This window comes from Halapricum desulfuricans (assembly GCF_017094525.1).
GTDB classification, from domain to species: domain Archaea; phylum Halobacteriota; class Halobacteria; order Halobacteriales; family Haloarculaceae; genus Halapricum; species Halapricum desulfuricans.
Map to the genome: position 1 here is coordinate 2,408,537 of NZ_CP064788.1, position 12,550 is coordinate 2,421,086.

Genomic DNA, 12,550 nt, shown 5'->3' on the forward strand with positions numbered 1-12,550 from the left:
ATGGCAACGCAGACAGAATCGCAATTCAGCCGATACAAAGAGGAGTTCTCGTCGTTTCTCACGGACACGTGGATCGGCTACGCGTTCGTGATCCCGGCGACACTCCTCCTCGCTGTTGTCATCGGCTATCCCACGCTCCGTGGGCTCTATCTGGCGTTTTTCGAGGTGTCGCTGTTGAATCCAGAGCAGATGGAGTTCGTCGGCCTGCAGCACTTCCGTGCGCTCGCGGCCGATCCGATATTCAAGGCCGCCCTGTGGCATACGGTCCTGCTGACCGCGCTGGCCGTCTCGTTTCAGTACCTCCTGGGGCTCGGACTGGCACTGGCGCTGAAAGAGAAGGTTCCCGGTGCCGGAATATTCCGGAGCCTGTCGATGGTGACGTGGGTAATGCCGATCATCGTGATGGTCATCATCTTCCGGTTCATGGTCCAGAACGGGTTCGGCCCGGTCAACATCATCCTCGACAGCCTCGGGATGCGCACGACCTACTGGTTCGGCGAACCGGGCGTGGCGTTCCCGCTGATCGTGGTCATGCACGTCTGGCGGAACGTCCCGTTCTACGCGATCTCGCTGCTGGCCGCGATGAACTCCATCCCGAAAGAGCAGTACGAGGCGGCACGGCTGGACGGGGCCGGTCCGCTCGAGCGGTTCCGGCACGTCACGCTGCCCCAGATCTCCTACGTGTCGATGATCATGATCGTGCTGCACGTCACATTCACGTTCAAGAACTTCGACATCGTCTACCTCTCGACGGGCGGCGGACCACTGGGGAACACCGAGGTGCTTGCAACCTACGTCTACAAGCAGGCCTTCGAGCAGTACGCGCTCGGGTACGGCGCCAGCATCGGCGTCGTGATGTTGATCCTCATGCTCACGTTCACCGTCGTCTACGTCAAACTGGAGGAGGTCGACTGACATGGCAACCAACACAGATTCCGAAGATCGCAATCTCTCCCAGCGGATCGACGCGTGGTTAGACGAAGACATGTCCCCTCGCCGTGCGATCGGCGTGTACCTCGTGTTGGGGCTGTACTTCGCGTTCCTGCTGTTGCCGGTCGTCTACATGGTGTTGGCGTCGTTCACCCGTCAGAGCTTCCTGTTCTCTCCGGAACTGGTCCCAGCGCTGGGCGATCTCACGCTCGCAAACTACGAGACTGTCCTCTCGCGGGGCGACTTCCGGACGTACTTCTACAACTCGCTGATCGTCGCCACGTCGACGACGCTGCTGGTGTTGACCGTGGGAATTCTGGCGGGATACTCGATGAGCCGGTTCGACTACCCGGGACGTGGCGGCCTGCTGTACGCGTTCCTCTCGACACAGATGCTCCCCATCGTGCTCATCCTGATACCGTTTTATATCCTGATGTTCTCGCTGAACCTCGTCGACTCGCTTATCGGGATCGTCATCGCCCACTCCGTGATCGGCATCCCGCTGGGCACGTGGCTGCTGAAGGGATATATCGACGACATCCCCGAGTCGCTGGACGAGGCGGCGAAGATGGACGGCTGTTCTCATCTGAGCGTCCTGCGACGGGTCATCATCCCGCTCGCGATGCCGGGCATCGCCGTCGCCGGCTTCTACACGTTCATCCTCTCCTGGAACGACTACCTGCTGGTGTCCGTCCTCTCGCAGACGGCGGGGACCCGGACGCTGCCGTTCGGCCTGCAGCTGTTCCAGTCACAGAACGCTGTCGCGTGGAACCTGTTGATCACCGCCGCGGTGATCACGATGGCGCCGGTCATCCTGCTGTTCGCGGTCGCCCAGCGGTGGGTCGTCGAAGGACTCGCCAGCGGCGGCATGAAGGGGAACTGACTGCACCCCTTTCGTCTTTCTTTCGCGCCGACAAAACGCTTTAGCGGTTGGCCTATGTCAACTGTGACATGACAGTCGGAGTCTGCTATTTCCCCGAGCACTGGCCGCGCCAGCGCTGGGAGCGAGACATCGAACAGATGGCCGAGGCGGGGCTGGAGTACGTCCGCATGGCCGAATTCTCCTGGGGACGGATCGAACCCGAGCGCGGACAGTTCGACTTCGAGTGGCTCGACGAGGCGATCGAGTTGATCGGCGACCACGGGATGGAAGTCATCCTCTGTACCCCGACCGCGACGCCGCCGAAGTGGCTCGTCGACGAGCGCCCCGAAATTCTGCAGGAGGACCCCGACGGAACCGTCCGGGAGTTCGGCAGCCGTCGCCACTACTGCTTCAACTCCCCGGCCTACCGCGAGGAGACCGAGCGGATCGTCACGCGGATGGCCGAACGCTACGCCGACAACCCGCACGTCGCGGGCTGGCAGACCGACAACGAGTACGGCTGTCACGAGACCGTCCGGTGTTACTGTGCGGACTGCTCGAACGCGTTCAGCGAGTGGCTCGCAGACCGCCACGGCGACGTCGACGCGCTCAACGAGGCCTGGGGGACGACCTTCTGGAGCCAGCAGTACCCCGACTTCGAGGCGGTCGAGCCGCCGGGCCCGACGCCGGCCGAACACCACCCCTCGAGGCTGCTCGCGTACTACCGGTTCGCCAGCGACAGCGTCGTCGAGTACAACCGCCTCCAGACTGAGATCCTCCGGGAGATCAACGACGACTGGCTGGTGACGCACAACTTCATGGGACACTTCTCGACGCTCGACGCCTACGACGTGGCCGGGGACCTGGATCTCGTCTCGTGGGACTCCTATCCGACGGGGTTCGTCCAGGACCGCCGCGAAGCCGAGGCGACCGTCGAGGAGCTGCGGGCGGGCGACCCGGATCAGGTCGGACTCAACCACGACATCTACCGCGGCGCGCTGGAACAGCCGTTCTGGGTGATGGAACAGCAACCGGGCGACGTCAACTGGCCGCCACACGCACCCCAGCCCGCCGACGGCGCGATGCGGCTGTGGGCGCATCACGCGGTCGCCCACGGCGGCGACGCCGTGCTCTACTTCCGGTGGCGACGCTGTCGGCAGGGCCAGGAGCAGTATCACGCGGGCCTGCGCAAGCAGGACGGCTCGCCCGACCGCGGCTACGCGGATGCGAGCACGGCTGCCGAGGAGCTGTTCGATCTCGGTCCCGTCGACGCGCCGGTCGCGTTGCTCCACAGCTACGAGAACCTCTGGGCCACGAACATACAGCCGCACGCGCCGGAGTTCGACTACTGGACGCACGCGGGCACCTACTACCGGGCGCTTCGCCGCCGCGGCGTGCAGGTGGACGTCGTGCCGCCGGAGCGCGACCTCGATGGGTACGCGGCCGTCGTCGCGCCGACGCTGTATCTCCTCGACGACGCGCTGGCGACCCGGCTGGAAGCGTACGTCGAAGACGGTGGACAGCTCCTGATCGGTGCCCGGAGCGGCGAGAAGGACCCGTACAACAAGCTGCCGGACGCCCTTCAACCAGGGCCGCTCGCCGGCCTCGTCGGTGCGACCGTCGCCCAGCACGAGAGCCTCCCGGAGCAGGTGCCGACGCGGGTCGGCTACGGCGGCGACGAGTACGAGTACCGCACCTGGGCCGAGTGGCTCGACGCCGACGACGCGACAGTCCAGGGGCGACATCGCAGCGGCCCGGCTGACGGGCAAGCGGCCGTCGTCGACGCCGAGCGCGGACGGGGACGGGTCACGTACTGCGGCGTCTGGCCCGGCCGGGAACTGGCCGACGCGCTCGTCGGCGACCTCCTCGAGCGGGCCGGCGTCACGACTCACGCACCGCTCCCCGACGGCGTGCGAATCGCCGAGCGGGACGGCCACGTCTGGGTGACGAACTTCACGGACGCCCCGGTGTCGGTCGACGTCCCGGGCGGCGCTGCCTGGATTGTCGGCCACGAGCGGGTCGGGGCCTACGACGTCGGCGTCCTCGAAGGCACGCTCGGAGACGTGACCGTGACACGGGAGAACAGCGAACCGTGACACGGGAGAACAGCGGACCGTGACACGGGAGAACAGCGGACCGCGATACGAGAGAACAGCGAAGACGATGGGGAGCGTCACGTTCTGGAGACAGAGACGCCCTCGGAGGGCGCGATCAGGTGGACGGCCGGGTCGTGCTCGGGGAAGCGCTGCTCGTACGCCTCTCGCAGCGACTGTGCGAACGGCTCTGCTTCGGAGGTGTCGACGAGGGCGATCGCCGCGCCGCCCCAGCCGGCGCCGGTCAGCCGTGCGCCGTAGGCACCTCGCTTGACAGCGGTCTCGACGACGTAATCCAGTTCCGGACAGCTGGCCTCGTAGTTCTCGGCGATGTCGTGATGGGCTTTCACGAGTACGTCCCCGAAGGCCTCGACATCCCCACGCTTGAGGGTCGTGACGGCCCGCTCGACACGGTCGTTCTCTCGGACGACGTAGCCCAGTCGCTGGCGTTGACTCGGGGTGAGCCCGTCGAGATCGTTGGCCTCGAGTTCGACCGAGGAGTCGACGCCCAGCGTCTCCATCGCCGCTTCGACGGTCTCGCGGCGCTGGTTATATGCCGAGTCGACCAGCTCGCGCTCGACGCCGGTGTGAAAGACGACGACCTGGATGTCTTCCGGGAACGGGACCGTCTCGTACGCCAGAGTGCCGGTGTCGAGATACAGGGCGTGATTTGCCTCGCCCAGCGCGACGGCGAACTGATCCATGATACCACAGGAGACGCCCACGAAGTCGTTCTCGACGCGCTGACTCAGTTCGGCCAGTCGCTCGCGGGACAGTCCGAGGTCGTACGCCTCGTTCAGAAAGGCCATGACCGCGAGTTCGAGACTCGCCGAGGAACTCAGACCGGATCCCAGCGGCAAATCTCCGGACAACTCGCCCCGGAAGCCGCCGGGTCGATGCCCTTCCGCTTCGAGGACTGCGTAGCAGCCCTTGACGTAGTCGGTCCAGTCGCCCTCACGCTCGCGATCAGTCGTCGAAAACGTCCGTTGCTCCTCGAACGCCGCCGAGTATACGGTCACGTCGTCGTCCGGCGCTGCCTCCAGTTGCGTGTGAAGGTCTGTCGCCATCGGGAGGACGTAGCCGCCCGTGTAATCGGTGTGTTCCCCGATCAGATTCACGCGACCCGGCGAACGCACGCGATAGCTGTATTCGTCGCTCATTGTACGATCGTCCACCCGGACAATCGAAGTCCACCGTTGTAAAACAATCGGGTGCCGACGGGGAGCGAAGACGGCTGGCCGCAGTGGTGACGCGCCGGACGGATAGCTGGCCGCCGGTGCCGTCACTCTCGCGCGGCGTCGAGACTCTCGCGGAGTTCGGCGGCCGACTCCTCGGCGAGTTTGTTGTTGATATAGGTGCCGGCACCGAGTTCGCTCCCGGCGAGGTGCTTGAGCTTGTCCTCGGTGCGCTTGGGCGGATAGAACTCCATGTGGAAGTGGGCGTAGTCCTCGCCGGTCCCGGTCGTGGGTTGCTGGTGCATGGCCATCACGTAGGGCATCTCGACGTCGAATAGCCCGTCGTAGGCGAGCTGGACATCCTTGAGCAGCTGACCAAGCTGTTGTTCGTGGTCGGAGTCGAACGCCGCGAGCGACGGAAGGTGGTCGTTCGCGTAGACGTGGACTTCGTACGCCCACCGGGCGAAGTACGGCACGACTGCAGTAAAGGCGTCGTTGTCGGCGACGATCCGCCGGCCGTCCTCGCGCTCGGCGTCGACCAAGTCACAGAACAGACAACGTCCGTGTTCCTCGAGGTGGTCCTGACTCGATTGGAGCTCCGTCTGGATCTTCGGCGGAACGAACGGATAGGCGTAGATCTGACCGTGGGGGTGGTGCAGCGTGACGCCGACGTCTTCGCCGCGGTTCTCGAAAACGTAGACGTATTCATGATCGTCCTTTTGGCCGAGGGTCTCGTAGCGATCGCGCCAGAGTTTGACGAGCTTGACGAACCGTGAGACCGGCTCCTGGGACATCGTGCCGTCGTGCTCGGGGGTGAACAGGACGACCTCACACTGGCCGTTAGCAGGCTCGGCAGGGAGGAGATCGGACCCTTCGACAGCGGGTTCGGGCGGGTCAGGCTGTAGCGACGGGAAGCCGTTCTCGACGACGGCCATGTCGTAGTCCGGCTCGGGAATCGCCGTCGGGTACTCCGCGTCCTCCTCGGTTGGACAGAACGGACAGTAGTCCGCCGGCGGCTTGAACGTCCGCTCCTGGCGATGAGTCGCCGTGATGACCCACTCCTGGAGCGTCGGATCCCACCTGCGCTCAGTCATCGTCGCCCTCCGCTTTCCCGTCGTCGACTGGCGTCAACGCGTCCGATTCGTCGAACTCGAAGAATACGACGTACTTGTCGTTGTGATTGACGTGCTTGCGCTTACGCATGGTCTATCATCCCGAACCCTTCGATTCCATGGGTGAAAAATCCAGGGGATACGGGACTGATTCCGACTGCCGTCCGTTCGAGAACGCGTATCGTTACACGACAGAGAACACGGCGCAAATATTCATAAAATACGAACGTCTGCGTGACCACGACAGACGGCAGATGCCGGCCGAAGACCGGTATTGTCGGCCGTCACGTGAGCCTCATCGGCAGCTATTTAACGTTCATTTACGACGTAGTACGCGTATGCAACTCACCGATAGCCGTATTCTGATCACAGGCGGTGCTGGATTGATCGGTGCGCCGCTGGCCGAGCGTCTGGTCGCGGACAACGAGGTGATCGTCGTCGACGACCTCTCGAACGGGATCCGCGAGTCCGTCCCCGAGGAGGCCGAGTTCGTCGAGGGCGACCTGACCGATCCCGAGGTCGTTGCGGAGGTCGTGACGGGTGATCTGGACGCGGTGTTTCACCTGGCCGCGGACAAGTACGTCAACGCCGAGCGCCCGCGCGAACAGTTCGAGTCCAACGAGGCGATGACCTACAACTTGCTGGAGCGCATGGCGGAGGTCGGCGTCAAGAACGTCCTGTTCACCTCTTCGTCGACGGTCTACGGGGAGGCCCCGCGGCCGACGCCCGAGGATTACGCGCCCCTGGAGCCGATCAGCGAGTACGGCGCGGCGAAACTCGCTGAAGAGGGCTTGCTCTCAGTGTACGCGCACACGCGCGGGTTCACGGTCTGGAACTTCCGGTTCGCCAACATCGTCGGGCCCCGCTACGGCGCGGGCGTCGTGCCGGATTTCGTCTACAAACTCCAGGAGGATCCCGACTCGCTGACGATCCTGGGCGACGGCCGCCAGGAGAAATCCTACATGTACATCGACGACTGTATCGACGCGATGTGCCACGTCGTCGAACACGCCGACGAGGCGATGAACACCTACAACCTGGGGACGCGCACGACGACGTCGGTCACCCGGATCGCCGACATCGTCAGCGACGAACTGGGCGTCGATCCCGACTACGAGTACACGGGCGGCGACCGCGGCTGGGAGGGCGACGTACCAAAGATGCGCCTCTCGATCGAGAAACTGGCCGCGCTGGGCTGGCAACCCACCCGCTCCAGCGACGAAACTATCCGCCAGGGCGTGCGCGACCTGCTCGAAACCCCCGAGAACGAACCGCACTTGAGTTGACACCGTCGCACACGCAAGGTGTTTATAGCATATGAACTGATCGTCGGCGGATACGTTCAGCCCGTCGTTCATACTTTGATGCGTGGATCGAAAGCGAATCACCATGCACGGCTGTACAGCCGTTTGTCAGTTGGTAACTAGATGTCCGACGGCAACTGGTATATTTCTCGGACGAGTGATGGTCACGTATGGTCGGCCACGAACCCAGAGCGGACGGCGGCAGATCGCGGAGCAAAGTCGCACGGGTAATCGAAGCGTACGACCTCGACGGTGTCGGAAACGAACTGGAACAACGGTGGCTGGCGACGGGCGAGGACGGCATGAGTCTGCGCGAACTGGCTGATTACTTCAATCGATCGGTCCTCGAAGCGGCCATCGAACGGAGTGACATGAGTGTTCTCGACGTCGACGTCGACCGGCTCTACGAACAGTTGACTGACGATGACGTGAGCGGCGGCGTCCGGACGCGAACCCAGCGCCGACTCGAGCGGAACGGGATCGACGTCGAGTCGGTGACCGGGGATTTCGTCTCTCACCAGACGATCTATACGTATCTCCGTGAGTACCGCGATGTCGAACAACCAGAACCGACACCCCAACAACGTCGTGAATCGGCACTCGAACGCATTCAGAAACTTCAGGATCGATCGGCGGCGGTCACCCAGGACGCCATCGAAGGGCTTCAGCGGGCAGAGCTGGCCCCGGAGGGAGACGTGGACGTTGTCGTGGATATTCAGGTCATCTACACCGACACCGGCGAACAGTTCGACGTCTTCGATCTTATCGAGCGCGGCAATGAGTGATCCGTTCTTCTGGGCAAAAAATATATATCTTCCCAGTTCTGTACACTTATTATGACTAAGACAACGCAAATTACAGATGAAGCGACAGTGTCGGTCAGAAATATCGGGGGGATCGACGAGACGACAGTCGATTTGCATCCGAGGGTGAACGTCCTCGCTGGGCGGAACGCGACCAATCGGACGTCTTTCCTGCAGGCGATTATGGCCGTGACAGGCAGTCAGGATGTCTCGATGAAAGGTGATGCCGAGCAAGCGGAAGTGACGCTGACGATCGGTGATTCGACGTATCGCCGTCGATTGGCCCGCCGGAACGAGACAGTTACGTTCGACGGCGAGCCCTATCTCGATGATCCTGAGCTGGCCGACCTATTTGCCTTTCTGCTTGAATCGAACGAGGCGCGACGTGCGGTCACGACCGGGCAGAATCTGCGGGACCTCATCATGCGGCCAGTCGATCTCGAGGAGATCAGATCCGAGATATCGCGACTCGAATCCGAAAAAGATGAGATCGACGAAGAGATCGAAGCGATCGAACAGCGCAAGCAGTCCCTCCCCGAGTTGGAGTCCGAACGGGAACAGCTCAGAGCGGAGATAGAAGCGACGCGGACGGCACTGGCCGACAAGGAGGCAGAGATCGACGCTGCCGATGCTGACGTCCAAGCCCAGCGCCAGGAACAGCAACAGCTCGAAGCGAAACTCGACGAGTTGCGCCAGACGCGAGCCGATCTCGAAGACGTCCGCTACGATCTTGAGACCGAGCGCGAGAGCATCGAAACGCTCAAGCAGGACCGTGAAACGCTCCGGACAGAGCTAGACGCGCTTCCGGAAGCGCCCAAAGAAGACATCGAACGGCTCGAATCCGAGATCGACCGGCTTCGCGAGCGACGGCGACGGCTTGACAGCGAGATCAACTCCCTGCAGAGTACGGTCCGATTCAACGAAGAGATGCTCGAAGGCGAGCGAACTGACGTGTACGAGGCAATGACAGACGACAGCGGCCATACGACTGACGAACTGCTGGGCGACGATGTCGTCTGCTGGACCTGTGGTTCGGATGTCCCCCGCGAACAGATCGAGGGGACACTCGATGATCTCAGAGATCTCCGGCAGGCAAAACTCGACGCGAAACAGGAGATCAGTGACGAACTCGACGATCTGAAAGCCGATAGGGACGCGCTCGAGGAGCAACGAGCACGCCGTGAGGAGTACCAGCAGCGACTCACGGAAACTGAAGACGAACTCGCGCAGCGAGAGGAACGCGTCGAACAGCTCAAAGACCGTCGTTCGGAACTCGAATCGGCGGTCAAAGCGCTGGAGAACGAGGTCGAGTCGTCTGACTCTGACCAGTTCGGGGACGTGCTCGAACTCCACCAGGAAGCAAACGAACTCGAATACAAACTCGGCCGTCTGGAAACTGATCTCGAGGATGTCGAGAGTGAGATCGATACCATCGAATCACGACTGGACGAGCAGTCACAGTTGGAAGAAGAACGTGATCGCATCTCGGAGGAACTGACTGATCTTCGGACGCGAGTCGAAACGATAGAGGAGGAGGCAATCGAGGCGTTCAACAGTCACATGGGCGCAATTCTCGACACCCTCGATTACGACAACCTCGAGCGGATCTGGCTCGAGCGCGTCCAGCGAGAGGTCCGAGAGGGACGGCGCAAAGCGATCAAGACGTTCTTCGAACTGCACGTCGTCCGATCGACCTCCTCCGGCGTGACCTACGAAGATACGGTCGACCACCTTAGCGAATCCGAGCGAGAAGTCACGGGACTGGTGTTCGCGTTGGCCGGCTACCTCGTCCACGATGTCTACGAGGAGGTGCCGTTCATGCTACTGGACTCGCTGGAAGCCATAGATTCAGAACGGATCGCTGATCTCGTCGATCACTTCAGTGACTTCCCCGATTATCTGCTCGTTGCGCTGTTGCCCGAGGACGCGCAGGCGCTCGATGACAAGTATGCCCGTATCACGTCGATTTGATCCGGACTGGTTCGACCGGGGATAATCATATCGCTCCGACGGCGACGCTGCCGGGGGTGTCCACGCCTCGTAGGCAACGCTATGCAGCTGGACCGCTATATCGTCGATAGATCCACGTCGTCAAGCGTCTCTGGGTTCTTGACGTGCATCGGATCCTCGCCGGATAGGAGCGCCTCGATGTCCTGGACGATGAGTTCGGAGTGACGGTCGATCACGTCCTGGGACGCAGAAGCGATATGCGGCGTCGTGACGACGTTGTCCATCCCGAGTAGCGGGTCGTCTTCGGCGATCGGTTCCTGATGATAGACATCCATCGCTGCCCCCCGGATCTCATCGTTCTGGAGCGCTTCGACGAGCGTGCCTTCCTGGATGATCGCCGCGCGAGCTGTATTGATAAAGAAGGCGTGGTCCGGCATCGCCTCGAATTCCTCTGAGCCAACGAGATCGCGTGATGTCGGGTTCACGTCTGCGTGCAGGCTGACGACGTCACTCTGCCGACACAGATCCTGCAGATCAGTCACCTTCTCAACGCCGAACGGCTCCATTTCGACGTGATCGACAAAGGGATCGTAGGCGATAACGTTCATGTTGAACCCGTCTTTTGCACGCTTTGCGACGCGACGGCCGATCCGACCGAATCCGACGATGCCGAGCGTCCGCGTCCCCAGTTCAGGGCCACGTAGCGTGACGTACGGTGAATCCCTGCCGATTCCCCAGGTCACGTCTTCTCGTTCGCCCCCTTCGGCCGCGTCTGCCGAGGGACTCCCGGTGTAAGTCCCCTCGCGAAGTCGGTGATGAGCGAGGGAGATATTCCGGGTGACACTAAGTAACAGCCCCAGCGTGTGGTCAGCGACCGTCTCCGCGTTCCGTCCGGGGGCGTACAGCACCGGAATCCCCCGTTCAGTCGCAGCCCCGATGTCGACGCTCGCTTCCGGGCCGCCGCGCGGGCAGGCGATCACCTCGAGATCGGGAGCCGCGTCCATGACTTCTGCCGGGACTCCCTCGAAACCGGAGACGAAAATCTCGACGTCCGCTAGCCGCTCCTTCAGCGTCTCGGTGGGCATTCGACCATCGCGTTCTTCGATCGGATCGTACTCGACATTGAGGCCGAGTGATTCGAGCCGCTCGATGCCATCCTCCGAAAGGTTTGCTGCTACGAATACGTTCATTGTTATCAACCACTGTGGGTTCCAGATCTACCGAGTGTTTGCACCCGTTGATCCTGATTTTGACTACACAGTTCAGCGGACAAATTGTGCCGCATCAATATAATTCTTTGGACCAGAAGAATCCAACGGTTCTGCGCGTTTTCTACCCGACGACAGCTCTGTTCACTATTACCGAACCAACGAGACCGCAACCTGCCAGTGGTAGTTACAATAGTATGTGTGTAAAGACAATCGTGTCTATCGTGCTACCGACGAAGTGAGGCGGAGGGGCTTCGAGGTAGCTACCGGGGCGACGAGTGTGCTATAGAGTCACCAGCTGTTCGGAAATAGTGGACAGGGTTCGATCAGGATAGCTTTGATCGGATTTCCTGGGCTGAACTGATGAGCAGCCCGGGAACGTCCTGCTCAAATCGCTTACCGGACAGTGAGTCAGTCGGGCCAGTGACACAGAGTGCCCCATGGAGATTGCCGTCAGTATCGGAGACGGCTGTCGCAATACATCGAATCCCTGTCTGCCACTCCTCACGATCGACTGCCCACCCCTGGGTGCGAATGTCCTCCAGTGATTCTCGCAACGCTTCAGTCGACTGCGTGTTCTCCGTACACGGTGTTCGCTCGGATTCCGAGAGAAGCACCGCTGCTTCTTCAGCGGAATGTGCCGCCAGGATGGCTTTTCCGGGGGCCGTACAATGAAGCGGAAGCACGTCACCGGTCGTGATGGGGGAGCCGTTGACGTCCATCGCGGATGCTGTGTACAGGCAGGTGAGTTGTTCGCGTTCGAACGTGAGTAGACTCGCGCTCAGGCCGGTCGCGTCGGATAGGTTCTCGGCGTGGGGGCGACCGACGTTGTAGAGATCAAAGTGCGTGCGCGCCGTTGCCCCGATCTCCAGAAACCGGAGACTGGTTCTGTACGTTTGCCCGTCCTTGATCACGTATCCCAACTGAGTGAGCGCGGAGAGATGATTGTGGATCGAACTTCGGGAGTGATCCAGCTGGTCGTCAAGATCTGCGAGTGTTACGCCGCCGGACTCGACAATCGCTTCCAGAACTCGGTGGCTAGTCTGGACCGCCTTGACCGGGGGATTGTCGCTGTCTGTCATACGATAGTAAACGATAGTTATGCGTAAATAT

At 61.8% G+C, this 12,550-nt stretch carries 10 protein-coding genes; 6 read left to right on the forward strand and 4 right to left on the reverse strand.

All coding sequences use genetic code 11. From position 1 onward, the window contains the following. The 3 genes from HSR122_RS12350 to HSR122_RS12360 all read left to right on the forward strand — a co-directional run bounded on the left by HSR122_RS12350 (position 1) and on the right by HSR122_RS12360 (position 3,888). Positions 1-915, forward strand: coding sequence for a carbohydrate ABC transporter permease (locus HSR122_RS12350; RefSeq protein WP_229110108.1), 915 nt, complete (start codon positions 1-3; stop codon positions 913-915). Between the two features lies 1 nt (position 916). Next, entirely contained in the window at positions 917-1,813 is an 897-nt protein-coding gene (locus HSR122_RS12355; RefSeq protein ID WP_229110109.1) for a carbohydrate ABC transporter permease, read from the forward strand. 68 nt (positions 1,814-1,881) lie between these two features. Next, positions 1,882-3,888: a beta-galactosidase gene (locus HSR122_RS12360; RefSeq protein WP_229110110.1), complete on the forward strand. Its 2,007-nt coding sequence runs from the start codon at positions 1,882-1,884 to the stop codon at positions 3,886-3,888. 77 nt (positions 3,889-3,965) lie between these two features. Here HSR122_RS12360 and HSR122_RS12365 read toward each other — a convergent pair whose 3' ends face one another. Together HSR122_RS12365 and galT are read right to left on the reverse strand one after the other, a co-directional pair. Next, positions 3,966-5,045 carry a galactokinase gene (locus HSR122_RS12365; RefSeq protein WP_229110111.1) on the reverse strand — a complete coding sequence of 360 codons (1,080 nt, stop codon included), beginning with the start codon at positions 5,043-5,045 and terminating at the stop codon, positions 3,966-3,968. A 122-nt stretch (positions 5,046-5,167) separates the two neighbouring features. Beyond that, positions 5,168-6,154 (reverse strand): galactose-1-phosphate uridylyltransferase, encoded by a 987-nt coding sequence (gene galT / locus HSR122_RS12370; protein WP_229110112.1) that lies wholly within the window; start codon positions 6,152-6,154, stop codon positions 5,168-5,170. Between the two features lie 356 nt (positions 6,155-6,510). Between galT and HSR122_RS12375 the strand changes: the two genes are divergently transcribed. The 3 genes from HSR122_RS12375 to HSR122_RS12385 all read left to right on the forward strand — a co-directional run bounded on the left by HSR122_RS12375 (position 6,511) and on the right by HSR122_RS12385 (position 10,250). Continuing rightward, on the forward strand, positions 6,511-7,458 hold the full coding sequence (locus HSR122_RS12375) for an NAD-dependent epimerase/dehydratase family protein (protein WP_229110113.1): 948 nt from the start codon (positions 6,511-6,513) through the stop codon (positions 7,456-7,458). Positions 7,459-7,646: 188 nt separating this feature from the next. Continuing rightward, entirely contained in the window at positions 7,647-8,261 is a 615-nt protein-coding gene (gene rdfA, locus HSR122_RS12380) for a rod-determining factor RdfA (RefSeq protein ID WP_229110114.1), read from the forward strand. A gap of 51 nt (positions 8,262-8,312) precedes the next feature. After that, the gene (locus HSR122_RS12385) at positions 8,313-10,250 is read left to right on the forward strand and encodes an archaea-specific SMC-related protein (RefSeq protein ID WP_229110115.1); all 1,938 of its coding nucleotides are present in this window, start codon (positions 8,313-8,315) and stop codon (positions 10,248-10,250) included. 95 nt (positions 10,251-10,345) lie between these two features. Here HSR122_RS12385 and HSR122_RS12390 read toward each other — a convergent pair whose 3' ends face one another. Beyond that, positions 10,346-11,419, reverse strand: a complete 1,074-nt coding sequence (locus tag HSR122_RS12390) for a 2-hydroxyacid dehydrogenase (RefSeq protein WP_229110116.1) — start codon at positions 11,417-11,419, stop codon at positions 10,346-10,348. Between the two features lie 344 nt (positions 11,420-11,763). After that, a complete protein-coding gene (locus tag HSR122_RS12395) occupies positions 11,764-12,519 on the reverse strand; it encodes an IclR family transcriptional regulator (protein WP_229110117.1) in 756 nt (251 codons plus the stop codon). Positions 12,520-12,550 lie beyond the last annotated feature (31 nt).

What these genes read in the sequence shown, in the direction of transcription:
- HSR122_RS12390 (WP_229110116.1), bottom strand. Translation starts at nt 11,419, where the DNA reads ATGAACGTATTCGTAGCAGCAAACCTTTCGGAGGATGGCATCGAGCGG.
- HSR122_RS12365 (WP_229110111.1), bottom strand. Translation starts at nt 5,045, where the DNA reads ATGAGCGACGAATACAGCTATCGCGTGCGTTCGCCGGGTCGCGTGAAT.
- HSR122_RS12375 (WP_229110113.1), top strand. Translation starts at nt 6,511, where the DNA reads ATGCAACTCACCGATAGCCGTATTCTGATCACAGGCGGTGCTGGATTG.
- HSR122_RS12385 (WP_229110115.1), top strand. Translation starts at nt 8,313, where the DNA reads ATGACTAAGACAACGCAAATTACAGATGAAGCGACAGTGTCGGTCAGA.
- galT (WP_229110112.1), bottom strand. Translation starts at nt 6,154, where the DNA reads ATGACTGAGCGCAGGTGGGATCCGACGCTCCAGGAGTGGGTCATCACG.
- HSR122_RS12395 (WP_229110117.1), bottom strand. Translation starts at nt 12,519, where the DNA reads ATGACAGACAGCGACAATCCCCCGGTCAAGGCGGTCCAGACTAGCCAC.
- HSR122_RS12350 (WP_229110108.1), top strand. Translation starts at nt 1, where the DNA reads ATGGCAACGCAGACAGAATCGCAATTCAGCCGATACAAAGAGGAGTTC.
- HSR122_RS12360 (WP_229110110.1), top strand. Translation starts at nt 1,882, where the DNA reads ATGACAGTCGGAGTCTGCTATTTCCCCGAGCACTGGCCGCGCCAGCGC.
- HSR122_RS12355 (WP_229110109.1), top strand. Translation starts at nt 917, where the DNA reads ATGGCAACCAACACAGATTCCGAAGATCGCAATCTCTCCCAGCGGATC.
- rdfA (WP_229110114.1), top strand. Translation starts at nt 7,647, where the DNA reads ATGGTCGGCCACGAACCCAGAGCGGACGGCGGCAGATCGCGGAGCAAA.